This is a genomic window from Gottfriedia sp. ABJ_BB2_2 (genome assembly GCF_055484705.1).
Genome location: NZ_JBVFKR010000008.1, coordinates 79,690 through 105,978 on the forward strand (window position 1 = coordinate 79,690; position 26,289 = coordinate 105,978).

At 31.1% G+C, this 26,289-nt stretch carries 24 protein-coding genes and 1 other RNA gene; 18 read left to right on the plus strand and 7 right to left on the minus strand.

Annotated features, from left to right (window positions below):
• Positions 1-198 precede the first annotated feature (198 nt).
• From ACX6U0_RS16440 to ssrS, 5 genes are all read left to right on the plus strand, one after another.
• Positions 199-1,290, plus strand: coding sequence for a type III polyketide synthase (locus ACX6U0_RS16440; RefSeq protein WP_464960961.1), 1,092 nt, complete (start codon positions 199-201; stop codon positions 1,288-1,290).
• Positions 1,290-1,793, plus strand: a complete 504-nt coding sequence (locus tag ACX6U0_RS16445) for an isoprenylcysteine carboxyl methyltransferase family protein (RefSeq protein ID WP_464960962.1) — start codon at positions 1,290-1,292, stop codon at positions 1,791-1,793. The genes ACX6U0_RS16440 and ACX6U0_RS16445 overlap by 1 nt, the downstream gene beginning before the upstream one ends.
• Positions 1,794-2,079: 286 nt before the next feature.
• Positions 2,080-5,679 (plus strand): dynamin family protein, encoded by a 3,600-nt coding sequence (locus ACX6U0_RS16450; RefSeq protein ID WP_464960963.1) that lies wholly within the window; start codon positions 2,080-2,082, stop codon positions 5,677-5,679.
• A 20-nt stretch (positions 5,680-5,699) separates the two neighbouring features.
• Positions 5,700-6,536 carry a sulfurtransferase gene (locus ACX6U0_RS16455; protein WP_464960964.1) on the plus strand — a complete coding sequence of 279 codons (837 nt, stop codon included), beginning with the start codon at positions 5,700-5,702 and terminating at the stop codon, positions 6,534-6,536.
• Between the two features lie 48 nt (positions 6,537-6,584).
• Positions 6,585-6,766, plus strand: a non-coding RNA gene (gene ssrS / locus ACX6U0_RS16460) — 6S RNA.
• Between the two features lie 5 nt (positions 6,767-6,771).
• On the opposite strand, the gene ACX6U0_RS16465 is transcribed toward ssrS, so the two are convergent.
• Together ACX6U0_RS16465 and ACX6U0_RS16470 are read right to left on the minus strand one after the other, a co-directional pair.
• Positions 6,772-7,710 carry a DMT family transporter gene (locus ACX6U0_RS16465; protein WP_464960965.1) on the minus strand — a complete coding sequence of 313 codons (939 nt, stop codon included), beginning with the start codon at positions 7,708-7,710 and terminating at the stop codon, positions 6,772-6,774.
• A 15-nt stretch (positions 7,711-7,725) separates the two neighbouring features.
• Positions 7,726-8,106: a reverse transcriptase-like protein gene (locus ACX6U0_RS16470; RefSeq protein WP_464960966.1), complete on the minus strand. Its 381-nt coding sequence runs from the start codon at positions 8,104-8,106 to the stop codon at positions 7,726-7,728.
• A 189-nt stretch (positions 8,107-8,295) separates the two neighbouring features.
• On the opposite strand from ACX6U0_RS16470, the gene ACX6U0_RS16475 reads away from it, so the two are divergent.
• Together ACX6U0_RS16475 and ACX6U0_RS16480 are read left to right on the plus strand one after the other, a co-directional pair.
• Entirely contained in the window at positions 8,296-8,952 is a 657-nt protein-coding gene (locus ACX6U0_RS16475; protein WP_464960967.1) for a reverse transcriptase-like protein, read from the plus strand.
• 13 nt (positions 8,953-8,965) lie between these two features.
• Positions 8,966-9,142: a zinc-finger domain-containing protein gene (locus tag ACX6U0_RS16480; RefSeq protein ID WP_107901645.1), complete on the plus strand. Its 177-nt coding sequence runs from the start codon at positions 8,966-8,968 to the stop codon at positions 9,140-9,142.
• A 39-nt stretch (positions 9,143-9,181) separates the two neighbouring features.
• On the opposite strand, the gene ACX6U0_RS16485 is transcribed toward ACX6U0_RS16480, so the two are convergent.
• Entirely contained in the window at positions 9,182-9,430 is a 249-nt protein-coding gene (locus ACX6U0_RS16485) for a DUF2564 family protein (RefSeq protein ID WP_464960968.1), read from the minus strand.
• 138 nt (positions 9,431-9,568) lie between these two features.
• Positions 9,569-9,766, minus strand: coding sequence for a cold-shock protein CspD (gene cspD / locus ACX6U0_RS16490; RefSeq protein WP_087999471.1), 198 nt, complete (start codon positions 9,764-9,766; stop codon positions 9,569-9,571).
• A 445-nt stretch (positions 9,767-10,211) separates the two neighbouring features.
• Here cspD and ACX6U0_RS16495 point away from each other — a divergent pair, with 445 nt between their 5' ends.
• Positions 10,212-12,383, plus strand: a complete 2,172-nt coding sequence (locus tag ACX6U0_RS16495) for a DNA topoisomerase III (protein ID WP_464960969.1) — start codon at positions 10,212-10,214, stop codon at positions 12,381-12,383.
• A gap of 225 nt (positions 12,384-12,608) precedes the next feature.
• Positions 12,609-12,977 (plus strand): DUF3979 family protein, encoded by a 369-nt coding sequence (locus ACX6U0_RS16500; protein WP_464960970.1) that lies wholly within the window; start codon positions 12,609-12,611, stop codon positions 12,975-12,977.
• Here ACX6U0_RS16500 and ACX6U0_RS16505 read toward each other — a convergent pair.
• Positions 12,974-14,023, minus strand: a complete 1,050-nt coding sequence (locus ACX6U0_RS16505; RefSeq protein WP_464960971.1) for a YkvI family membrane protein — start codon at positions 14,021-14,023, stop codon at positions 12,974-12,976. The two genes, ACX6U0_RS16500 and ACX6U0_RS16505, sit on opposite strands and share 4 nt — an antisense overlap.
• A gap of 192 nt (positions 14,024-14,215) precedes the next feature.
• Here ACX6U0_RS16505 and ACX6U0_RS16510 point away from each other — a divergent pair, with 192 nt between their 5' ends.
• Positions 14,216-15,499 carry an MDR family MFS transporter gene (locus ACX6U0_RS16510; RefSeq protein WP_464960972.1) on the plus strand — a complete coding sequence of 428 codons (1,284 nt, stop codon included), beginning with the start codon at positions 14,216-14,218 and terminating at the stop codon, positions 15,497-15,499.
• A 26-nt stretch (positions 15,500-15,525) separates the two neighbouring features.
• On the opposite strand, the gene ACX6U0_RS16515 is transcribed toward ACX6U0_RS16510, so the two are convergent.
• A complete protein-coding gene (locus ACX6U0_RS16515; protein ID WP_464961031.1) occupies positions 15,526-16,452 on the minus strand; it encodes a metal ABC transporter substrate-binding protein in 927 nt (308 codons plus the stop codon).
• Positions 16,453-16,798: 346 nt separating this feature from the next.
• On the minus strand, positions 16,799-17,533 hold the full coding sequence (gene pssA / locus ACX6U0_RS16520) for a CDP-diacylglycerol--serine O-phosphatidyltransferase (RefSeq protein ID WP_464960973.1): 735 nt from the start codon (positions 17,531-17,533) through the stop codon (positions 16,799-16,801).
• Between the two features lie 376 nt (positions 17,534-17,909).
• On the opposite strand from pssA, the gene ACX6U0_RS16525 reads away from it, so the two are divergent.
• The 8 genes from ACX6U0_RS16525 (at position 17,910) to ACX6U0_RS16560 (ending at position 26,184) form a co-directional block, all read left to right on the plus strand.
• Positions 17,910-19,541: a peptide ABC transporter substrate-binding protein gene (locus tag ACX6U0_RS16525; RefSeq protein ID WP_464960974.1), complete on the plus strand. Its 1,632-nt coding sequence runs from the start codon at positions 17,910-17,912 to the stop codon at positions 19,539-19,541.
• Positions 19,542-20,119: 578 nt separating this feature from the next.
• Positions 20,120-21,760: a peptide ABC transporter substrate-binding protein gene (locus ACX6U0_RS16530; protein WP_464960975.1), complete on the plus strand. Its 1,641-nt coding sequence runs from the start codon at positions 20,120-20,122 to the stop codon at positions 21,758-21,760.
• 117 nt (positions 21,761-21,877) lie between these two features.
• The gene (gene uptA, locus ACX6U0_RS16535) at positions 21,878-22,474 is read left to right on the plus strand and encodes an undecaprenyl phosphate transporter UptA (RefSeq protein ID WP_464960976.1); all 597 of its coding nucleotides are present in this window, start codon (positions 21,878-21,880) and stop codon (positions 22,472-22,474) included.
• 71 nt (positions 22,475-22,545) lie between these two features.
• Entirely contained in the window at positions 22,546-22,731 is a 186-nt protein-coding gene (locus ACX6U0_RS16540) for a hypothetical protein (RefSeq protein ID WP_464960977.1), read from the plus strand.
• Between the two features lie 181 nt (positions 22,732-22,912).
• Positions 22,913-23,851, plus strand: a complete 939-nt coding sequence (locus ACX6U0_RS16545; protein WP_464960978.1) for a magnesium transporter CorA family protein — start codon at positions 22,913-22,915, stop codon at positions 23,849-23,851.
• A 67-nt stretch (positions 23,852-23,918) separates the two neighbouring features.
• Complete coding sequence (locus tag ACX6U0_RS16550; protein ID WP_464960979.1) at positions 23,919-24,800, plus strand: permease; 882 nt, start codon at positions 23,919-23,921, stop codon at positions 24,798-24,800.
• A 12-nt stretch (positions 24,801-24,812) separates the two neighbouring features.
• Complete coding sequence (locus tag ACX6U0_RS16555) at positions 24,813-25,670, plus strand: TIGR03943 family putative permease subunit (RefSeq protein ID WP_464960980.1); 858 nt, start codon at positions 24,813-24,815, stop codon at positions 25,668-25,670.
• Positions 25,671-25,938: 268 nt separating this feature from the next.
• Entirely contained in the window at positions 25,939-26,184 is a 246-nt protein-coding gene (locus tag ACX6U0_RS16560) for a hypothetical protein (protein WP_464960981.1), read from the plus strand.
• Positions 26,185-26,289 lie beyond the last annotated feature (105 nt).

The window sequence follows — 26,289 nt, forward strand, 5'->3', positions numbered from 1 at the left end:
TGGAAATAATTGACCACTGATTGAAGCGGTCAAATCAGTTATACTAAATTTGCACAACAAAGAAATAAATACTCCTTTAAAACGTTTAGACAATTCAATGGTATTCGTTCATTTAGATGAATGAATCGTTGAATTGTTTTTTTTTGCATAAAATTCCCTCAATTTACAAAAAGTATGAGGTAGAAAGGATGGTAAATTATGCCTTTGATCTTATCTGTTGGTACTGCTGTTCCTAAACATAAAATAAACCAAGAAAACATTGTCCCTTTTGTTAGAGAACTATTTGTAAGCAAATACCCATCAATCGACAGGTTACTCTCAGTATTTCAAAATGGAGAAATTCAGTCGAGATATCTTTCTAGAGAATTATCATGGTATAGCGAGACTCACAGTTTTGAAGAAAAGAACCGAACTTATGTTGAGACAGCAATTCAACTTTCATTAGAAGCTATAAAGGATTGTGTGGTCAATAAAGAGTTTTTATCTTCTGAGATTTCATTTGATGAAATTGACGGAATCATTTTTGTTTCTTCGACTGGAATTTCTACACCTACAATAGATGCACATATTGCGAATATCTTACCATTCAAATCAACGATTAAGAGAATACCAATTTGGGGATTGGGATGTGCTGGTGGAGCAAGTGGCGTTGCACGTGCCTTTGATTATTGTAAAGCCCATCCTGAGTCTAATATTTTACTAATCACTGTTGAACTTTGTAGTTTAACATTCCAAAAAGAGGATTTATCCAAGAGTAATATTATTGGAACCTCACTTTTTGCGGATGGCGCTGCAGCTGTATTAGTAATTGGTGATGAAAGCAAACTAAAGGAAAGAACCATTCACGTTGCACTTCCATATATTAAGCAAACACATTCAACTCTTATGCCAAATTCATTAGATGTCATGGGATGGGATGTACGTAATTCAGGTCTATTTGTTATTTTTTCAAGAGATATTCCATCAATCATAAAAAATTGGTTGGAGCCTGTAGTTTCAAATTTTTTAAGTGTAAATAATATATTACTGAATGATGTATCACATTTTATTGCCCATCCAGGAGGAAAAAAAGTTTTGGATGCCTACATTGAATCGCTAGAAATTAATGAAACAAAGACAAGGATTTCTCTGGATATACTAAGAAATTATGGAAATATGTCTTCATGTACGGTTTTATTTGTTTTAAAGGAATTTATGAAAATAGGTAAGAAAAACGAATACGGTCTATTGTGTGCATTAGGACCTGGATTTAGCTCAGAACTATCACTTTTAAAATGGGTTGAATGCTAATGTTAAAGATATTATTCCTGTTTATTATTTTTCAAAGATTAGCAGAGGTTTTTATCGCCAAAAGGAATGAAAAGAAATTAAAAAAACGTGGTGCAATTGAATTTGGAAAAGAGCATTATAAATATTTTATTATTTTACATAGCACATTTTTCATCTCGATTTTAATTGAGAATTATTTTCTTACATTTATTGAGTTTGGATTCTTTCAGTCTATATTCATTATTTTCATTATTCTTCAGCTAGCAAGAGTTTGGGTCATTTCTACATTAGGCGAACGCTGGAATACAAAGATTATTGTATTACCAACAGAAAAATTAGTGAAAAAGGGTTTATATAAATATATTAAGCATCCGAATTATCTGATTGTCACAATGGAATTGATCATCATACCTTTACTTTTTCGTGCCTATATAACGGCGGTGATTTTTTCAATTTGTAATTTCATACTTTTAAAAGTAAGAATAAAGGAAGAAAATAAAGCACTCTTACATTCACTTGAATAAACCATTGACATCAATCATATATTTGATATTATTAATATAGAATGAAAATCATTATCAACTTCGAAAGGTGATGGACGTCAATGGTTATTGGATTTGTGTCTGCAACTATTCTTTTATACTTTGGATTAACTAAATATGTGCTAAAACAAGTTCAAAACTAGGTGATGTTACCTAGTTTTTTTATTTTTAATGAAATAGCCTATACATTCTTCTTCCCAATTAATATATATACGGATAAAATAATTTTAGGGTTTATTTGAGTTTGATATGAAATGGGGAAATCACGTTGCAAAACACTAAGGTTAACAGAGGGGATTTATTAAATAAGGTTTCTTCAGGAATCGAATTATTAACGAAACAAGAAAATTCGAAGGAATTATTCCAATTAAAAAAGTTAGCTTACAAAATACAAAATAAAGAAAGTTATTATGTTTTTTGTGGACATTTTTCTGCTGGTAAATCTTCATTGTTAAATGATTTATTACAAGTTGAAAAGCTTCCTACAAGCCCAATTCCAACAAGTGCAAATGTCGTAAAATTAAAAAACGGACAGAATGATTTATTAATTACGTTAAAAAATGGTGACATGTATCAAATTGAAGATGAAATCGAAGTTGAAGATTTAAAGAAGCTTGCTAAAGATAGTTCTTCAATTATTGAATTAGAATGGAGCCAAGAATCATTTAAGATTCCTGAAGGGGTTGTATTGATTGATACACCAGGAATTGATTCTACAGATGTGGACCATTTGGAAGCAACTAATTCAGTCATACATTTAGCAGATTGTATTTTTTATTTAATGGATTATCAGCACGTCCATTCAAAAACAAATATTGATTTTATTCATTCATTAATTGAAAAGAATGATCGAGTTTGTTTAGTCATCACTTGTATTGATAAGCATGATGAAACTGAATTAACGTTTGATGCATTTAAGGATGGCGTTATTAGCAATTTAAAGAAACAAGGATTAGAGAAATTAACAATTTTTTATTTATCGACTAGAGACAAGTCAGTACAAAATAATGAATATAAATCTTTTATTGGATTTCTGAACAATTTATATGATCAACAAGAAACAATGCAAATTGAGCATGATTCTTCTAGTTTTGAAACGATTATGAAAGAACAAATGCTGCATCTTGAAAATGAACAAATCGAATTGGATGAAAATTTTCCACAGTATAAGGCAGATTACAATGAGATATTAACTGAAATATCTGTATTAAACAATGTAAAAGTTCAATTTGAAGAAGATTGTTCACAATCAACTCTACAAGTATTAACGAATTCCAATATCACGCCCTTTGAAATGAGGGATTTAGCTTCAATCTACCTTGAATCAGAAATTGCTTTGCTAAATAAAGGATTTTTCCAATCGCGAAGAAAACTTGAAATTGCTTCTGAAAATGCAAAACAATTATTTATGAGTAAAGTGAAAGAGCTTACAGAAAAACAAATTGAATATTTTATTAAAGAAGCGGCTAAATCTGCAGTAAATCGTATTGAAGAGATACACATTGATCTGAGTCAACATGAACATATACTAGAGCCAAAACTTAGTGAATTGACGCTATGTCCAAAACCCACACAATTAATTAATAATAGTGGTAACTACTTATTACAATACACGAAGGAAGTCAGTGACGGAATTAAAGCGGTCTATCGTAAAGCCATTAATGAGTTTATTCAGTCAGTATTAATTGAACTATCTAGACAAAGCGAGAAACGTTTAAAGGATCTAAACAGTAAGAAAGATGAGATGGGTCAAAAAGTAAGTGAATTAGAAGCAATTGATTTGAAAAATCATCAACTCATTCAATCTATTGTTGAAGTTAAAAATATACTTGAACAGAATCAAGTACAACCAAGTAATGTATCAAATATTTTACCAATTAGAATGTCTGTAAGTGAATTAATTAAAAAAGATATATTAAAAGATGACATTCAACTCGAATTGGAAAATGAAGATAGATCTGTTACACATCAAATAGATGCAGTTAAATATTCAAATGAAGAAATTCAGTCGAAGTATGAAATTGCTGATCTTTTACTTAATAAGCTAGCTGAAAATAAATATATTAAAAGTAAAATTGATGTATTAATTGAAAAAAGAAACCAAATTAAATCAAATGAATATACAATTGCATTATTTGGGGCATTTAGCTCTGGTAAAACGTCGTATATTAATACTTTATTGGGAAATAGAGTACTACCGGTTTCACCACATCCAACAACAGCAGCAATATGTAAAATAAAAAAGTCAACAGTAGATTCTGCTAATAAAACCGCAGAAGTTACTTATAAATCATTTGAAACATTACAGGAAGAGTTTCTTGATTTTTTCAAAAAATGGGGAATTGACAGTAATGGTAAAGAATGGATTCAAACGCTAAAAAGTGTCATAACAAAGCAGAAAGAAAAAGTTCCAACAGATGCACTAATCTATGCAGAAAGTGTTTGTCAAAACTATGAGGAAATGAGTCATTTATTAGGCACAACTCAGAACTACCAATTAGATGATTACGTTCGAGTAATTAGTGAAGAAGTTAGAGCTTGTTTTGTAAAAGAGAGTACAGTTTATTATGATTGTGAATTGACACTAAATGGAGTTGTATTAGTTGATACACCTGGTGGAAACAGTATCCATTCACGTCATACGGAGCTTGCTTTTGATTACTTGAAAAAAGCTGATTTAATTTTATATGTGGCACATTACCAACATGCGTTTACACGACAAGACGAATCATTCTTAATGCAAATTGGACGTATGAGAGAAAGCTTTGATAGCGATAAAGTATATTTTGTATTGAATGCATCTGATTTAGCGAAGGATGCAGATGAAATAACAATCGTGCAAAACTTCTTTATCAATCAGTTAACAAAGCTAGGGGTTCGTTTCCCTTCTGTTTTTGCAGTATCAAGTATGCTTCAAATTAAAGGCTACAATACTTCACCAATCGGTTTGGATCTTGAAGCCAATTACACTAAATTAAATAATAAAATTCAAAACTATTTCCAATACGAAATAGCGAATGAAGTGTTTAAAACTTTTATGAATGATATGTTAGTTATTGAGAAAATTCTCATTGATACAATCAAACGTATTGAAAGAATAAAAGTTGAAAAGGAACAATTTTTATCAGAACTTAATACAATTCGTAATCAAGTGCAATCAATTACTAAAAACACACTTCCTACTTCATTACCAAGATCTTTTGAGAAGGAGAATGAACAATTACTATTTTTCATAGAAAAACGTATTGAATATCGTATGAGAGATCTATTCCCATACTTCTTTAATCCAAGTTTATTTAATCATTCAACGAAAAATAGTAAACAACTAGTTATTACAAAAATTCGTGAATTCATCTATGAAGTTTTAGAAGAAATTATGAAAGAATTGAGAATTACAGGTTATCGTTTAGAGAAATTCTTAATGAATGAAATCAATTTGATTCAAAATCGTTTAATTGAAGAAATCCATTCAGTTCAGACAGAATTCATTGTACAAAAAACTGAGGTGCCTGAATTAGAAACGATTCAGCTCGATAAGCCAGATCAATTCTTTAATGTAAATAGCTTTGAAAATTTAAAGTCTTACTATAAAAATCCAAAGAGCTTTTTTGTTGAAAATATGAAAGAAAAAATGATTGATGAGTGTATTTCACAATTAAAAACACCATTAAAGTCTTATTTAACAAGCATGGAACAAATCTTTATCAGTCATTATCAAAGCCAATTTATTGATACAATTACAATTTTATTTAATAAATATGGGCAACAAGTTGAAAATGATATTGAACAATCTATTGAAGCTACAAATAACTTAGATGAAAATATCGTCCAAGATGATGTTTTAAAATTGTTTAAAAATCTAATCTAAATAAAGGTGGCCATAAAACATTGAAATATATTATTGATTCAAATCTGGCAAATACATTACTTAACCATCCAAATGTTGTTTTTTTAGATTGTCGATTTCAATTAGCTGACTCAAGCTATGGCTACAATGCATATGTGAAAAATCATATTCCACATGCTAGATTTGTTGATTTGAAAAATGATTTATCAAGTGAAGTCCAAAAACATGGTGGGAGACATCCATTACCTGATGTAAATGACTTTAGTAACTTATTAGGTAGAGTAGGTATAGATCAAAATACAATTGTTATTTGTTATGATGATGGTTTTTTAGAAAATGCAGCTAGATGTTGGTTTTTATGTCGCCTTGTTGGGCATCAATTTACATTCGTATTAAATGGTGGATATAAAGAATGGATTGAAAATGGTTTTGATGTAACAGACAAAATCGACTATGTCACTTCAAAAAAGTTTGAAGCAAATATAAATGATCAAATGCTTAGTTTTATAGCTGATGTGAAAGAAAAGCAATTTAATGATAACGTACACTTAATCGATTCTAGAGAATATATTCGCTATAAAGGGGAAGTTGAACCAATTGATCGTATTGCAGGACATATTCCAGGTGCGAAGCATTCATTTTGGAAAGATGTTTTAAATGAAAATGGACGAATCAAGTCAAAAGAAGAGTTACAAATTTTATTTAAACAGTTTTCAAAAGACAAACAATCAATTGTTTATTGTGGCTCTGGAGTTACTGGCTGCGTAAATTATTTAGGTTTAGTAGAAGCTGAATATCCAAATGTAAAGCTCTATGCAGGCAGTTTTAGTGATTGGATTTCATACGAAAAAAATGTCGTGAATAAGGTCGATTTATAAGTTGCAAAATAATAAAGTATAGTATAGAATAAGGATACAAATTAATTAAAAACCCTGCTGTGTGCGTTGTCAGTTTATGTCTTAAACCAATGAGAGTAGACAGGAAGACCGATATTTAAGTAACAACATCGTGCCTATTTTAGGAGGATGAACGTTACTTGTGAGGACATCCACCTTAGAGTTTCGGTTTACTTAGACATAAAAGGAATAACGGCATTTGCGGGAAAAAAACCATTCACATTTTGTGAATGGTTTTTTCATCTTTATATTGTTCTTGTTTATGTTTTTTTAATTTTAGTTGTGTTAATATGATTGAAGCTAAAATGAGGACAGAACCAATTAAGCCAATTTCTGTCAGTCTCTCGCCACCATAATAATATCCAGCAATAGCAGCAAAAACGGGTTCAGTTGCGAGTATTATACCAACTTCTGTAGCACTGATTGTTCTCTGAGCAAACATTTGAATGAAAAAGGCAAGTGCTGTACAAAACAATGCTGTAAACAGGATTGAGAAAATAAAGAATTTATTAGTCCATAACGCTTGGTTAAAAATAACCTGCCAATCTTCAAATACTAAAGCAAATGTCCAAGATGCAAGCCCTACGAACGCAATTTGAATTGTTGTTAATTTTAGTGAATTATAACTTGGAGCATAAATTGTAGAATAAATAATATGAAGTGCAAATGCAATAGCGCTAAAGAACGTTATAAAATCACCAAAATTAAAATGAGAAGAAGTATTTGAAATCGTAATTAAGAGTAACCCACATAAGGCAATAACTGCACTAATTGTTTCGGGCATTGTTGGTTTTTTATTATACTTAAAAAATAGAAGAAGTGGTACGACTACAACACTGATCCCAACGATAAATCCTGCGTTTGAGATTGTTGTATGTTGTAAACCATAAGTTTGAAAAACATAACCTAAGAATAAAAATAATCCAATTAATATGCCTGGAAACACATAGCCTGCTTTTTCATGAAATCTTTTGTCTCTTTTTCTTTCTGATAAGGTTTGAACAAAAAATAGAACAATTGCAGCAACGATAAAACGGATTGCATTAAATGTAAATGGTTGTACAATAGTAAGTGATTCTTTGACAATAAAAAAGGAAGAGCCCCAAAAGAAGGAAACAATTAATAATGAGGTAAAAGCAATCATTTTATTTTTCATAAAAAACATCCCTTTTTATTTAATGGCTTTACGAGCAAGTTCATCAGCAACTTTATTTAAGCTTGATGGAATCCATTTAATGAAGAACAGATCGAGTTGATTAATGAGTAGAAGTGATTTTTCTAATAAGGGAATAAATATTTCATTTTTCGAATATTCCTTATCAATACTCTGTTCAACAATTTTAGAGTCAGTTCGAAAAGAAACCATTGATAAATCATTTTTAACACAATATTCAAGTGCAATCAGTAAAGCATGGAACTCTGCTTCATGATTTGACATTGATTCTAATGGAATACTTAAAAAGACAGGTTCTTTTATCCCTTTAATGAAAACGCCTGCACCAGATGGACCAGGATTTCCTTTGGAAGCACCGTCAATATAGACTTCAATCATAGTTAACCTCCGAAGTTTTATATCATCATTTTAGTATATATTCAAAAAAATGAAAACTTAAAACGAATGAAGAAAAAAAGATAGTACAAATTATCTAATATTTACAATACATTTTTGATAAATATATATAAAATCGGTCGTTTTAGAGAAGTAATAATGAATATAGACTCTCTAGGAAAGGTGAGTATTATGAAGCTTAAGATTATTTGGAAGTATATAACGAAAAAAAAATACCAAATTACATTAGACACGGACTGGTTAGAAATAAAAGAGGCACTTTTATTGGCAGAAGACTTCGAAAGTACTGGTCGAACGAAGGAAATTATTTTTTTAGATCAATTTGATTCGCAATGGACGAAAAAACAGGTTATAAAATACTTAAAAGAATTAGAAGACGAACCACATGATATCATCGTTTATTTTGATGGAGGAATTGATATTCAATCAGGAATCTCGGGAATTGGCGTCAGCGTGTATTTTCAACAAAATGGGAAGAAGTTTCGGAAACGATTTAATGAAAAATTATCAGGATTATCAACGAACAATGAAGCTGAATTTGCAGCATTAGAAAATGCAATATTCTTATTAGAAGAAATGAATATTACAGGACAAACGATCTCTGTAAAAGGGGATTCACAAGTAGTTATGAATCAAATTAGCGGTGACTGGCCTTGTTATGAAGAACAGCATGAGAGATTTATTAATCGAATTGAAAAAAAATGTAAACAGAATAAACTAACTTTACAGTTTGAACTGTTAAAAAGAAACGATAATAAAGAAGCTCATAACCTTGCAACTAGTGCCTTAAAAGGGAATAAAATAGAAAGTACGATTGAAGTCACTTGAAGAGGTGAGATAAATGGAACGAAAATTAATATTAGAGGAAATAGATACATTATTAAAAAATTATTGTGAGGGATGTTTTGTGTATAAAACATTCCGAAAAGAACATAGCCAAAAATTTGCTCAATCCTTTTGTATACAAAATTGTACGGTTGGAGAAAAAATTAAAAATATAGGCAAACAACTAACATAAAAAGAAGGTACTAAAAAGTACCTTCTTTTTTGTATTTCATTAAAAAATTTGTGCTTCTCTAAGTTGTTGCTCAACTTGTGTTAATTCTTCTTCTTGTCTTGCTAAAAATTCTTCATCTAAATCAGTTGCAAGAGATTTCATTTTCTCAAGTTGACTTCTAGCTTGGGTAATTGCATCAGTAGCGTCTGTTAATTGTTGTTGGTCCATGCTCATTGTTGCATATCCAACCAATTTTTGTGCTGCTTTAACTTTCATTTCAACTTGTTCAAAATTATTAAAATCTGACATATAAATACCTCCTTATTTCACTTCGTATTATTCCCAAATCATAAAAGATTCATTTATATATGAAGTAGAATTTTTAGGAAGTTTAGAACAATAAAAAAAGGACTGTTAAAAACAGTCCTTTATGTAGTCAAAGTTTTATTAGATCTTTACTACGTTAGCAGCTTGAGGTCCGCGGTTACCTTCAACGATGTCAAAAGAAACTTCTTGGCCTTCGTCTAAAGATTTGAATCCATCGTTTTGGATAGCTGAGAAATGTACGAATACATCGTCTCCACCTTCAACTTCGATAAAGCCAAAACCTTTTTCATTGTTAAACCATTTTACTTTACCTTGCATACTTCTTTTCCTCCTAAAACATTGCACATGAAAGCGCGTAAAAATTTGCATTTATTTAGTTTATTATGACTTAATAAATGTTGCAATTAATATACAACTATTAGAAATAGAAGTCAAGTAAGCGCTTAACGACTTAATTTACTTACATTATACATTATTTTGCTATAAATTTTATTTGTGAAAAAAATGGTGCATGTGATGTTTTTGCACTGTATTCGGGGAGGGTGATAATGATAAATAACCAATGATTTTACGGGAAAAATTACGATACAATTCATTGTATTTCCACTTCTTAATTTGGGAAATCAAATGATTATTAAATCCCAATCTAATGTCCTCATTGGAAACTACATTCACTTTTTTTATTTTCCATGTGATTAATACGTTATATAATAGTGTGATGATATCAAAAGATAGATAAAACTGTTTAAATGTGAGGATTAACATGAAATTAATTATAGCGGAGAAGCCTGACCAAGGATTAAAACTTGCGGCACCATTTCAATTTCAAAAGAAAAAGGGCTATTTAATCATACAACCAAATGAGTTCTTCCCTAGGGGGGCGTACTTAACTTGGGCGATCGGTCACTTATGTGAGCTATTATCTCCAGAAGAATATGATGAAAAATGGAAAAAGTGGTCACTTACGACTCTACCAATTATACCGAATCGATTTCAGCATAAAGTAACAAAAGGAAAATATGATCAATTTTCTATCATTAAGAATTTGGTCCATACAGAAGAAGTAAATGAAATCATACTTGCAGGTGACTGTGAGCGTGAAGGTGAGCATATTGTCCGATTAATATTAAATCTTGCAGGTAATAAAAAACCAATGAAAAGACTTTGGATTTCTTCCTTAACCGAAAATGCTGTAAAAAAGGGATTTAGTCAATTACTAGATGAAGGTGAGACAAAAAATCTTTTCTTTGAGGCATATAGTCGTGCTTGTGCGGATTGGCTTGTAGGTATGAATGCCTCACGTGTATATTCACTGCATCTTCAAAAGAAAGGGATACAAGATGTATTTTCACTTGGCAGAGTACAAACACCTACTTTAGCGTTGATTGTAAAAAGAGAACTTGAAATCGAAAAATTCCAATCAGAACCATTTTGGGAAGTATTTGCGACATTTCAATTTGGTAAAGATAAATTTTTTGGTAAATGGCATAAGGATCAAGACTCGAAAATTAAAACAAAAGAATTAGCAGAAAAAATTGCAACGTTTTGTGCTGAAAAAGAAGCCAATATAACTGACATTGAGCAGGAAAGAAAAGAATTTCATCCGCCCTTTTTATACAATTTATCTTCTTTACAAGCTGACGCAAATGCTAAATTTAAATTTTCACCACAGAAAACGTTAGAAATAGCGCAAAAACTTTATGTTAAAGGGATTATTTCATACCCAAGGTCGGATTCAAGTTTTATTACGAAAGAAGAGGCATTGATGCTGCCTGATATTCTTAAAAAAATACAAAATATTGAGCAGTTTCAAGGTTTTTTTCCGTTACCGAATCCTTCGATTCTAAATAATAGTCGTTATGTAAACGAAAAGAAAGTTACAGACCATTATGCAATTATACCAACTGAGCAAGTACCTTCTATGAATAAATTAAATGATGAAGAACAAAAAATATATGAATTAATAGTCAATCGATTAATTAGTGCTCATTATGAAAGTGCAATCTTTGATTACACGACTATTCATACAATTGTAGATCAGCGTGCTAGCTTTGTTTCTAAAGGAAAAACCTTGATTCAAGAAGGCTGGAGAAAAGTAATTTTCGAAAAATCAAAAGAAAAAAATACAGACGAACAAAATCTTCCAATTGTTTCAACTGGGGATCAAGGAATTGTAAAGAAAGTAGAAGTGAAGGAAAAGAAAACACAACCTCCAAAAAGATATACTGAAGGACAATTGATTACACTAATGAAATCAGCCGGTAAACATATTGAAAACCCAGAGTTAACGAAAATCCTAAATAAAACAGAAGGTCTTGGTACTGAAGCAACAAGAGCGGGGATTATTGGAACTTTAAAAAATAGAAAGTATATAGATGTTAAGAAAAATCAAGTATTTGCAACTGACAAAGGAAAGTTAATTATATACGCACTCGGTGAAAATATTTTAACTTCTCCTGAAATGACTGCTAAGTGGGAGCAAAGATTAAGCGAAATTGGTGATGGTAAAGCAAGTAGCCTTGATTTTATGGATCAAGCAAAAAAATTAACAGAAAAAATAATTCATGATGCGTTTCAAAATGAATCTCAATGGAATTTTTCAGATTATCGTGTTGATGAAATGAAGAGTTCTAAATTTGGTAGTAAGAAAAAATCTACTAGTGTAGGAAAATGTATTAAATGTGATGGGAAATTAGTAGATAAAGGTACTTTTTACGGCTGTGACAATTACCAAAAAAACAAATGTACAGTTACAATTTCAAAGAAAATATTAGGGAAAAATATCACGAAATCAATTATTAAGCAATTACTATCAAAGGAGCCTACAGATGTCATTCAAGGTTTTGTAAAAGATGGAAATCAATTTGACGCATCTTTAAAATTCTCTGAAGAAGGAAAAATTATCTTTGTTCATACATCATCGAAAAATGAATAACGAAACTTGAATTGAATACTACAATATTTTAATTATCTACAAAAATAGTCAATATAAAGAATAAATAAGAAATAGGGTACTCAAAATACAACTGTATGATGAGTTACCCTATTTTGGTTTTGATAAATAATTTCGCATTCAAACTGTACTGTACCCCTTATTCCTTTATCCAATACCCATCCTCATGTTAAACTATCAACAAATACTAACGTAGAAGGTGAGATCATGATTTGTTTTTTAGAAAATACATTTCAACTAAAATTACACAAAAATGATAAAGATGAATACTCTATCATCGTAACTGATGAAGGTATATTTAGTGAATCTGACTTGGAGAATCAACCAAGTACGTATATAAAATTTATTCTAAATGAATATGATGAATTAACAATTGATTGGTTTGTAGAGAATATAAACCGTTTTTCAGTTAAAAGCTTACAAGTACATCAAATGGTTCTGATTAATGATGAAGATGAATGTTCAATTCAATTCGTTATTGAAAGATGGCAAAGTAGAATGTTTAAAATAGAATGGAAACCAAGTTTACATATTGAATTTGGCTTATATTATGAAGTGTGCGATGACTGTGACTAAGAAGACTTTTTCGGTTTCAATAAAGTCAATATGATAAAAAAGCTAATCCATCCTATTAAAGGATAGAGGAATGTTAATAACGGGCCATACCCAATTACACTAATGAATAGACAGCAGATTAGTAGTAAAATGACGACTAAATCGTTATTTAATCGGATGATCGAACTAATTTGTCTCGACATTCCATACACATTCCCAACTAAAGTTGTAAAGATCTCTGCTAAAATCACCATTAAAAAAAAGTAATAAAATACAGGATGGATTTGTTTAATCACTTCAACCATAGGAATTTCATATTGATGGAAATTAACTACTTTCGATACGTTTAAATGAATCAATAAGAGGATAATTCCTAATATTAGACCTCCTAATATTCCACCATTAATAATAGAAGATTTATCTTTACATTCAGATCCGATCGGTACTAGTACAGCTTGGGCTAATGCCATATTTAAGCATACATATGTTATTGGTTTTGTAAAAACAGATAAATTAAGACCATTTAAAGATGGCATCATATTGTTTACGTTAAAGTCACTTAAGGAAAAAGGTAAATAGGAATTAATAAAAACTGCAACGATAAAAGCACACATGATTGGTACAACAGTGTTGTTTAAACTAAATAACCCACTTGTTCCTTTCCTTAAAACCATAAAAGTAAGGAAGATAAATAGAATTGAACCAATAAAGGAATTAAAGTGCAAGTAATTTTTGAATACTGCACCAGCCCCCGATAGCATGACACTTGTTACCCCTAATAAGACAAAAAACAAAAGTCCATTGATGATATTTCCACCAAGTTCACCGAAAAGTAATACATTAAATTGCTGAGCTGACTTTAATTTATATGTATGTGCAATCTCCATAATTTTTGTTCCAAACCAACAAAATAAAATAGTGGCAAAAAGTATACCAAATGCCCCATAAACCCCATTTATTGAAAAGAACTCTACGATCTCTTTTCCTGTTGCAAATCCTGCTCCAATCACAGTCCCAACATATGTAAATGCAATATTACGAACCTCTTTATTCATATTGAGTTTCATAGGAAGTCCTCCTAAAAGTAGTACTAAATTGTATGTTTCATTTTATTAAATTAGACATGCTCTAGTAATTTATCTTTATGAATGATGCCAATGGAAAAGAATGAGTTGTTTTAAAATGAAAATCGAATATTACAATTTACCAGTTTTTTATAATGTGTTAAAGTGAGTAAGTTAGAAGGGGGACGGGTTACTATGAATATTCTTAAATGGAATTTCAATATGAAAGTTCGACTTGTCGCTGAATTTTTCTTTGGCTTATTTTTCTGGATGTATTTACCGTTTTTATCGATTTACTTTTCAGTAGAATTAGGAAAAGTGACAGCAGGAGTACTATTAATGTGTTCACAAGCTGTTGGTGTTTTTGCAAATCTGATTGGTGGCTATTTGGCTGATACGTACGGTAGAAAACGTATGATGGTCATTTCATCTTATATTCAAGCAGGTGGAATGGTCTTATTAACAATTGCAAATTCAGAAATTTTAGAATCACCATGGCTTACATTTATTGGATTTGCCATTATCAGTATTACACAAATGCTATATATGCCTGCAAGTTCGGCAATGGTTGCAGATACAGTTAAAGATAAGGATGAAAGAAATCTAGTTTTCGCAGTATTTTATACGATGATTAATATAAATGTCGTAATTGGTCCTATTATTGGTGGTTTATTATTCTTTACAGCTAGATTTGAGTTATTTACTGCATCTTCTATTATTTTCCTAATGGTTGCTCTTATGATTACCTTTTTAATAAAGGAATCTTTACCAGTAGATGAAAATAGAGAGAAGGAAGAAAGTGTTTCGAAAGTAGTCGTGAAACAAATTAAAAATTATCGCGTTATTTTTACCGATAAAGTTTTCTTTTTATTTGTTGCTGCAGGTATATTAATCTCTCAAACTTTTACCCAATTAGATTTATTATTGGCGGTTTATATAAAAGAATCGATTCCAGTTCAAACTTTATTTACCTTAGGGGATTTTATACTAAAAACAAATAGTGAAACGTTATTTAGTTGGACAATCGCCGAAAATGGGCTAATCGTTGCTTTATTTACGGTAATCATCACTAAGTTCACTAACAAATTTAACGAAAGAATGTTATTTTTAATTTCATCTATTTGCTATGCATTCTCTATGCTATTATTTGGTTTCACATTGTCTGCTTATGTCATATTTATTGCAATGGCAATCTTTACATTAGGAGAGATTTTAGTAGTTGGAATTCAAAATGCATTTATTGCGAAAATAGCACCTGAAAACCAAAGAGCGCAATATTTTGCGGCAGCGGGTCTAAGATGGTCAGTTGGTAGAACAATAGCGCCTTTGACAATTCCTTTAGCAGGATTAATTGGCTATAAATTAACATTTATTATGATTGCGCTATTAGCATTAACTGGGGCATATTTGTTCGAGGTGATGTTTAAGGAAATGAAAAAAAGACCAGATCTTTTAACGGATGAATATAAAGCTGGATAAAACTGAAAGGACCCAAAAGGGTCCTTTTATTTATTATTTAAAGTCTTATCTAAAATTTGAATATTTTCTTTCATTAAATCAAAATAATCTTTATTATTTTTCAAATCTTCTTCTGATACAGTAGCTAAGTGATGCAATCTTAAAATTTCTGCATTTGTTTCATCTTTAACGACTGAAGCAACCTTTGGAGTAGCAAATGTTTCAAACAGTATATACTTCACTTTGTGTTCTCTTGTAAAATCAACAACTTTTTTTAATTCTTTTTGTGAAGGTTCTTGAGAAGGTGAAAGGCCAGTAATTGGAATTTGTTCGATTCCGTAACGGTTTTCCCAATATCCATAAGCAGCATGAGATACGACAATATCCTTACGCTCAGAGTGAACTATCAAACTTTTTAATTCGTTATCAATTTGATCGAATTGACCTTCAATTTTGTTGAAGTTATCTTCAAAATATTGCTTGTTTTTCGGCATTAGCTTCGTTAATTCATTTTTAATATTTTCTGCTTCAATCTTTGCAAGAGTAGGATCCAACCAAACATGTGGGTCCACATCATGATGTTCACCTTCGTGATCATGTTCATCACTGTGCTCTTCTTCATTAGCGTGAATGTACTCGATATTTTTAGAAGCTTCCAAAATGGCAACATCATTATTTTTTAAAGTTTCATCTATTTTTTCTGCAAAAGGTTCCATACCAGCACCGTTATATATAAACAGGTCAGCATTTGCAATCTTTACAATTTGTTTAGATGTAGGTTCAAAATCATGAGTGTCGACGCCTGCAGGGTATATGGAAGTAACATCAACATATTTTCCACCTATTTTTTTCGCAAAATCCAATAAGGGGAATATGGTTGTATAAATAGTAAGATGATTTTTATTTTCATTATTTGCAGTATTTTTTTGCTCACAACCCGATAGAATGGCACCCGATAAGAGCATTGTGATCATTGCTAATTTAGTAAATTTCAATTTTATCTCTCCCTATGTAAGAACTCTATTTAGTAATTTGTCATGACTATAAAAATTAAACGAAATAAATGGAAAAAAATCCATTTTTTAATACGTAATCATTCCTTTTTACGGTTCAAAAAAATAATAACTTCTTAGAAACCTAGGTGAGATAATCGGTTTATGTAGAAGTTAAACAATTGTAAAACGTAATAGGTACGATTTAATACTTTGTTATTATAAAACAGCGGAAATAATTTTGCAAGAAATTCCTTATATTTTTAGAAATGAATTGATAATGAAAAAAGTATGTTTATTCGTATCATACGGATAAACATACTTTTGATTACGATTTACGTTTTAAACGAAATCTTCGAGGTTTTTGATTTGGTTTTCCAGAATGTTTCTTTTTACTTTTAATAAACTGGAAAAATATAAAAAATATGTACAAAGGAATAGCAATGTATATGAAAAATGGCCATTCTTCTTTTTTTGCATGCCATACAAGATAAAGAGCATAACCTAAAAATAATGTAACAAGTGTACCATATTTTGGAATTGGAATATCTTTAAAACTAGGAATTTTTAGTTTACTAACCATTAAAAAGGCTAATGCAATAAATATTGTGATCATGACAATTTGAGGAATTCGATCACCAAATAATGTTAGAAATGCAACTAATCCACCAGCAGCCGTAATGGGAACACCAGTAAAATATTTTAACGATGTAGCGATTGGTGTCACGTTAAATCGTGCTAATCGATAAGCTCCAAATAATGGGAATAAACCTGCAATCGCAAGCCCTAGTAAGCCCTCATTTGAAAATTGAGTGCAATAAACTAAATAAGATGGGGCAGCACCAAAGGTTACGATATCAGCTAAAGAATCAAGCTCCTTTCCTAGTTGTGTTTGTACACCTAAAACCCTAGCTAAACGGCCATCCATACTATCAAGCATCATTCCGATTAAAATTAGAATTGCTGCATTTCTCACTTGACCATCTGCAGCAAAACCAATCGAAAGGAATCCACAATACAAATTACCAAGCGTAAAAAGGTTTGGAATACTTCGTTTAATCATAATTTCACTTCCTAAAATTGAATTAAAAAATAATAAAATAAAGTCTATTATACCCCAAAAATTAGTAAGAATGGAAACTTATAAATAATATGTTCACGTTTTAGAAATATTTATAAGATTATTAAGATTGTATTAAGATATATAATAAATATTATTATGTGAATAATGGCACAAGCAAATTTTACTATGATTTATTACTAGAAAAATAAGCTGAATTTACTAAAAAAACACAATTTTTCAATAAAAAATATTATAAATATTAAAAAAATACTTTTTTTTCAGAAAAATGTGTAGTATATTGAAAAAGTAATAAGTGATTATTCAGAAAAATAAGAAAAACAGAAGGGGATAATCACTAAACTATGGAGGTGCTCGAATGAAGCGTAGATTAGCGACAACAGTTTCAAGTCTTTTAGTACTAAGCACAGTGCTAGCAGCTTGTGGCAAAGACACAGAAACAACATCAAACAAACCAGAAAAGAATAAAAAACAAACTCTTAGATTGACTACTACTACTGAGATTCCATCAATGGATTCTGCAAAAACTACTGATGCAATGTCATTTGAAGTATTAAATAACGTAAATGAAGGATTACTTCGTTTAGGTGAAGGCGATGATGTAGTTGATGGAATCGCGAAAAAAGATGAAACAGAAATCAGTGATGATGGTTTAACTTATACTTTCCACTTACGTGATGCGAAATGGTCTAATGGTGAGCCTGTAACTGCTAATGATTTCGTATACTCTTGGCAACGTGCAGTAGACCCTAAAACTGCTTCAGAGTATTCATTCATTTTATACTATGTAAAAAATGCTGAACAAATTTTCAATAGTAAACTACCAAAAGACCAACTTGGTGTTAAAGCGATTGATGATAAAACTTTACAAGTTACATTAGAACAAGCTACACCTTATTTCTTACAGTTAACAACATTCGGTACTTACTTACCGCAAAATCAAGCTTTCGTTGAGTCACAAGGTGATCAATACGGTTTAGAAGCTGATACTCAATTATATGATGGACCATTTACATTAAGTGAGTGGAAGCATGCTGAAAGCTTTACATTAACTAAAAACGATAACTATTGGGACAAAGATACTGTAAAATTATCTGAAATCAAATACAATGTCGTTAAAGATACGTCTGCTGCTGTAAACTTATACGAAAATGGCGATATCGATAAAGTAATGTTAGATTCAGAATTCGTAGATAAGTATAAAGACGATGCAGAATACCAAACACAATTAGATGCTCGTTTAGTATTCTTCCGTTTCAACCAAAAATTAGATCTATTCAAAAATGAAAAGGTTCGTAAAGCGTTTGACTTAGCTTATGACAAAGAAGCGATTACGACTGCGATCTTAAACGATGGTTCTAAACCTGCTTATTGGGTTGTTCCTTCTGAATGGGTTAAAGGTCCAGACGGAAAAGACTTCCGTGAGCACAATGGCGATTTCAACCCATACAATGTAGAAGAAGCACAAAAATTATGGGCTGAAGCGAAAAAAGAATTAGGTAAAGATAGCTTTGAATTAAAAATGCTTTCTTATGATGATACTACTAGAAAGAAAGCTGCTGAATATATCGCTGGAGAACTTACTAAGAATCTTCCAGGTTTAAAAATTACTGTTGCTCCACAACCATTTGAAATCAAACTTGATCAAGAGAAAAAATTAGAATATGACTTCTCATTCTCTGGATGGGGACCGGATTATCCAGATCCAATGACATTTATTGATATGTTCTTATCAAACAGTGCATTCAATGAAATGGATTACAAAAACCCTAAGTATGATCAATTAGTAAATGATGCTAAAAAAGAAGCAGATCCTCAAAAACGTTGGGATAACTTGGTACAAGCTGAGAAAGTTATCATGGACGAAGCTGGTATCTCACCAATCTATCAACGTGGACGTGCTTTCTTACAAAAAGACTCAGTTAAAGGTATTATCGCTCATAAATTTGGTGGAGACTTCTCTTACAAATGGGCAACTAACGAAAAATAATATTGGAAAGAGAGAAGGGAATCCCTTCTCTTTTTTTGTTTATGAAAAGATTTGCCAATTTTGTGCAACTAAAAATTTGTAATAAAAAGAAATGTTTATTTATATATAAAATAGGGGAGCTTATCTTAGTGTGCGGCATGGTATTGATTAAAGAGATGTTTAGTTTAGAACTGCGAGAATCAAGTTTTAAAAAGCTTCCTAACCTTAATAAGTTTTGATCAATTTTAAGAAAAGGTAGAATAGCATATCTCAGGAGCACTAGTAGACTCTATCGAAATTCATCACTCTACTCTAACTGTGCCAATTTTAATAGAGGAGGTAAATTTATATTTATAAGAAAGAATGAGCAATTATACAAAAAAATGGAAAAATATGTGCGAAAACTAACAAAAAGTTAAACTTTTATGTTAAATTTATTAAGTTTTTTGAAAAAAATGTCGATTTATTGTTGATATTTTCTAAAAGTTATGTAAAATAAAAGTATATTAAAGATTATTAAAAATTCATACAATGAATTGTTCGAATATTTTAATAGTTTTTAAGTCTAATTGTACTATTTTTATTGGGGAGGCAAACAAATGAAAAAGAAGGTTTCTTATTTTTTATCTCTATCTGTTGCTGTAAGCATGCTTTTAACTGCTTGTAATTCAGGTAAAGATGAAAAAGACACTGGAAAAAACACAGACAAAAAATTACCACAGGTTCTTAACTTAATCGGTCCTGCAGAACTTCCAGGTCTTGATTCTGGTACAACTACTGATGCTGAATCTTTCAACGTTTTAGCTAACGTAATGGAAGGTTTAAATGTATTAGGTGAAAATGATGAAGTTAAACCAGGTATCGCTGAAAGCGTAGATATTTCAGATGATAAATTAACTTACACATTCCACCTACGTGATTCAAAATGGACAAACGGTGATCCAGTAACAGCTGGCGATTTCGAGTACGCTTGGAAACGTGCTGCTGATCCAAAAACTGGTGGCGAGTATGCTTTCATGATGAACGCACTTAAAAATGGTGAAGCTGTAACTACTGGTAAAGCGAAAGTTGACACTTTAGGTGTTAAAGCTATTGATGACAAAACTTTAGAAGTTGTTTTAGCTAAAGCGATTCCTTACTTTGATTCTTTAGTAACGTTCCCAACATTCTTACCATTAAACCAAAAGTTCGTTGAAGCTCAAGGTAAAGATTACGCTCTAGAAGCTGATAAATTAATCTTCAATGGTCCATTTGAATTAAGCGAATGGAAACATAACACTAGCTACCAATTAGTGAAAAACGATGATTACTATGATGCAGATGCAGTTAAATTAAAAGAAATCAACTTTAACATTGTTCTTGATGAGCAACCAAAAGTTAACTTATACGAAAGAGGAGAAGTTGATCGTATCACTTTAAGTGCTGAGTTTGTTGATAAATTCAGAGAAGATCCTAACTTCGATTCATTCTTAGAGCCAACAGTATTCTTCTTACGTGTAAACGAAACGAAGAACCCAGCTCTTAAAAACGTAAACATCCGTCAAGCTTTAAACAAAGCTTTCGATCGTGAAGCAATTACTAGTGTAATCTTAAACAACGGTTCTGCTCCATTAACAGGTTTAGCTCCAGCTGATTTCTTAACAGCTAAAGGCGAAGACTTCCGTAAAGCTTCTGGCGACTTAGTAACATTTGATGCTGATGCAGCTAAAGCAGCTTGGGAACAAGGATTAAAAGAAATCGGTAAAAAAGAAGTAAAATTAGAATTATTAGGTTCTGATAGCGATGTTAACAAAAAAATCTCTGAGTACCTACAAGGTGAATTCCAAAAGAACTTACCAGGATTATCTATTAGCATCAAAACAGTTCCATTTGGTCAAAAATTAGACTTAGAAACTGCTAAAGATTATGATATCTCATTCGGTGGATGGGGACCTGACTACAAAGATCCAATGACATTCTTTGATATGTTCATCACTCCTTCTTCATTCAACCAAATGGGCTTCTCTAACGCTGAGTACGATAAATTAATCGGTCAAGCTGGTGGAGAATTCTTAACAAACCCAGAAAAACGTGAAGAAGCATTCTTAGCTGCTGAAAAAATCTTAGTTGAAGATCAAGCTGCTATTCTTCCGATTTACCAACGTGCGATTGCATATGTACAACAACCAAAAGTTAAAGGTTTAATCAACCACAACTTCGGTGCTGACTACACTTACAAATACGTTGAAATCAAAAACTAATTTTTAAATGAGAGGGCCACTTTAAAAGTGGTCCTTTTTTTACTGAATTTTGACATAAAACTGTTTCCTTTGTATTATCTTGATAGTACAAGTTGTTATATGAGAGGAGAGTAGCTTTTGACTGAAATCATACATCAAATATTAGAGTTCTTTGCGTCATTAGGCTATTTTGGAGTGGCTTTAGGTTTAATGATAGAGGTTATACCAAGTGAAATTGTACTAGCATATGCTGGTTATCTTGTAGCAGAAGGTCATATCAATTTTATTGGAGCAATCATTGCAGGTGTTATAGGTGGGACAATCGCCCAGTTATTTTTATATTGGATCGGCTATTATGGTGGAAGACCAATTATTGAAAAATATGGGAAATACATACTGATAAATAAGCATCATCTTGATTTGGCGGAAAATTGGTTTTCTAAATATGGAGTGGGTGTAGTTTTTACTGCTAGATTTATTCCGGTTGTAAGACATGCTATTTCAATTCCTGCTGGTCTTGCAAAAATGCCAATTAGTCAATTTACTTTTTATACTGTTTTGGCAATCATTCCTTGGTCAATTTTCTTTGTGCTTGTGGGAGAGAAGCTAGGTCGTAATTGGGATACAGCCAAAGAAGTTTTAGCACCATATACACCAATGCTTATTGTGATTGCATTTGCTTTATTTGTCGTTTACTTATTAATTAAGAAGCTAATCTCAAATAAAAATAAATAAGTTAAATGAGTGGTTTGTCCTGTTTCTACATATAATAGAAAAACTTAATGTAGAAAGGATGAGTTTACTTTATGCATTCAATGAATTATGAGGATGTAAAAAACGATGTATCAAATACACTATCTAGTGTTCAAGAGCAATTAACTGCTGGAGACTTTTCAAAAAATACAAAAGAAGAGCTTGAAAGTCAGGCAAAGTTATATGAGTATGTAAATGATATGACAGAAATGAATCATTTATATCAAAATGGGTATTAAGAGTAAAGGTCACTTGTAGTGACCTTTTTCGTTCTACTTAATATGTATATATTAGTAAAAATTTCCAAATAAAACTGATTATTAGAAAAACCGCTTTCTTTATAATAAAGGTTGAAACAAGCATGAATGTTTCGTATGCTATTAATGTGATGTGTTGTTTTAGAATTAGAGGTGAGTATATATGTTAAATTTTTACGTATCTGATGCAGGGGGAAAATTAAATCAAGTCGATACAATTGAAAAAGGTTGCTGGATCAATGCAATCAATCCAAGCGAACAAGAGATTCAATTTTTAGTTCAAAAATTGGATTTAGACTTAGATTTCATTAAAGATCCACTTGATGATGAAGAACGTTCAAGGATTGAAATTGAAGGAGAACATACTCTTATTATCGTGGACATTCCAATTGTAGCTCATGATGATACTGGAAATACAATTTTTGATACTATTCCAATCGGGATGATTATATCTTCTAATACGTTTGTAACGATTTGTTTAAGTGAGAATCCAATTTTCGAAAGATTTATCTATCAAAAGGTTAAAGGATTTTTCACGTTTAAGAAGACTCGTTTTGCACTTCAGTTATTGCATACATCTTCTACTTACTATCTTCGTTATCTTAAACAAATTAACCGTAAAACGAATGAGATTGAAGCTGAATTACATCAGTCAACGAGAAACCAAGAATTATTTACAATGCTGAATCTTGAAAAAAGTCTTGTATACTTTACAACATCACTAAAAGCAAATAAAATTGTGATGCAAAAAATCCTAAAAGGTAACGTATTAAAAATGTATGAAGATGATGAAGACTTATTAGAAGATGTAATCATTGAAAATAAACAGGCAATAGAGATGGCAGAGGTTTATAGCAATATCTTAAGTGGTATGATGAATACTTTTGCATCCGTTATTTCAAATAACTTAAATATTGTCATGAAATTTTTAACATCAATTACAATTATCCTATCAATTCCAACGATGGTTTCTAGTTTCTTTGGAATGAATGTACACATTCCTTTAGCAAACATTCCACATGCTTTTCCGATTGTTATTGGAATCTCAGCATTATTATCTTCAACAATTGCATTTATATTTTGGAAAAAAAGGTATTTTTAACTCACATGACCGACCTGATTTAAGGGAGGTTTTGTGAGTTTAATTTTTAGCAACATGGGGTGAGAACATGACTTCGAATTTATATCATTCATTTTTGCAAATGAACACGATTTTTATATCAATCGTAGTTGAAGCATTGCCATTTATTTTAATTGGTGTCTTCATATCAGGGATAATTCAAATTTTTATAACAGAAGAAATGTTATCAAAAATCATTCCTAAGAATCGGTATGGTGCTGTATTTGTGGCAATACTATTAGGATTTATTTTCCCAGGATGTGAATGTGGTATCGTTCCTATTGTTAGTAGATTAATAAAAAAAGGCGTTCCACACTATGTAGCAGTAGCATTTATGTTAACTGGGCCTATTATTAATCCAATTGTACTATTCGCAACATTTATCGCTTTTGGGAATAATATTGAAATAGTAATCTATCGAGCAGGAGCTGCAATGATCGTAGCATATATAATTGGTATCATATTATCATTTCTTAAAATTGAAAACCCATTAAAACATGATTTAGAATCTATTCCTGTCAATCATACATTACCAGTGAAAAGAAAATTATGGAGCGTGTGTGTTCATGCAATTGAAGAGTTCTTTTCAATGGGGAAATTTTTAATATTAGGCGCATTCATTGCTGCTTTTGTCCAAACTTTTATCCCAACTTCGACGCTAATGAAAATTGGAAATGGTCCAGTTACAAGTATTATCGTTATGATGATTCTTGCATTTATACTATCACTTTGCTCAGAGGCTGACGCATTTGTGGCATCATCATTCCAGAGTACATTTTCAATTAACTCGATTGTTGCTTTTATGGTATTCGGCCCAATGGTAGATATTAAGAATACTTTAATGCTGTTTCAACACTTTAAAAGTAAATATGTTTTCATTATTATCGGACTAGCTGCGATTTTAACGTTTGCAGTAACAATATTAATATAAGGGAGAATCTATATGGCAAGAGCATATGTATTATTAGGTTTTACATTTTTCTTAATGCAAATGCATATTACAGGTAGTATCTCAAAATATATCAATATGAAATACTCTTATTTATCATTAACTGCAGGTATTCTATTTGCTTTTTTAACAATCATTCAAGTCATTCATACATTTAAAACAGCAGATCAAGGTCATGACCATGATCAAGAATGTAATCATACATGTGACCATGGCCACGTTCATAAAGAGTCTAAAGGAATCAGAAAAGTATTAAATGGTTTTATATTTTTGTTTCCGTTAATCACAGGGATTTTCCTGCCGATTGCAAGTTTAGATTCTACGATTGTTCAAGCAAAAGGATTCCATTTTCCAGTTTCTGAACCAAATAATCATGACCCGTTTATGCAAAGACAGTACTTAAAACCAGATTTAAGCATTTATTATGGACAAGAAGGTTATCAGAAGTTAATTGACCAAGAATCAAAAGAATATATTAGCAAGGACCATATTGTTTTAAATGATCAGGATTTCTTAAAAGGAATGGAAGTACTTTACGATGAGCCTGGCCATTTTATTGGTAAGAAGATTACGTTTAAGGGCTTTATATATAAGGAAAAAGGACTTAATGAAAACCAATTGTTCTTATTCCGATTTGGCATTATCCATTGTGTAGCTGATTCAGGCGTTTACGGATTATTAATTGATTTACCTAAAAACCAGTCATTTGAAAATGACCAATGGGTTGAGGCGACAGGAGTTATCAAAGAAATGTACTATCAACCATTTAAAGTAAACATTCCGTACATTGAGATAACTGAAACAAAAATGATTGATCCACCGAAAAACCAATATGTATATAGAAATAAATAAAATGGGCATAAAGCCCATTTTTTTTTTGAAGAAATGAAATGTAAAGATATCCGACCAATTAATTCTAATTTCACGTACCGTAATGAGTGCTCTTTCTTACTTTTTAGAACTGTTTAGGGATGTTTTGTTTCAATTTTCATCATTTATTAATGAAACTGCCTAAATTTGAGAAAAAACTTGTTCATATATAGGTATGTACACATTCATAAACAACCATCTCTACGTATGTTAAGTATGTACAATAAAATAATTATAGAGGTGTTTTTAAATGTGGGGATTTTGTGGTGGTTGTAATCACAGACGTACTGAGCCAGTAAGAGACGATAGAGAGTGGGTAACTGTACGTAAACCATGTAAGAGAAAAGATGACGAGGACTGTGGCTGTCACAAAGATAGAAATCGTGATCGTAATGACTCTGTATCACCAAGCTCTTTCTGCGAACGCCAATTGCGTGCAGCTGAAGACAGTTGTATCGCAAACCCAAGAACAAACTTTTCTGGTTGCAGAAGATAGTATTTTTGTCTAGTCTTTACAGCTATGGTTAATCTATGTCAATTCTTCAAAAGGGTGTCTATTTAGACACCTCTTTTTTTTATAGATATTTTCATTCTAATTAAT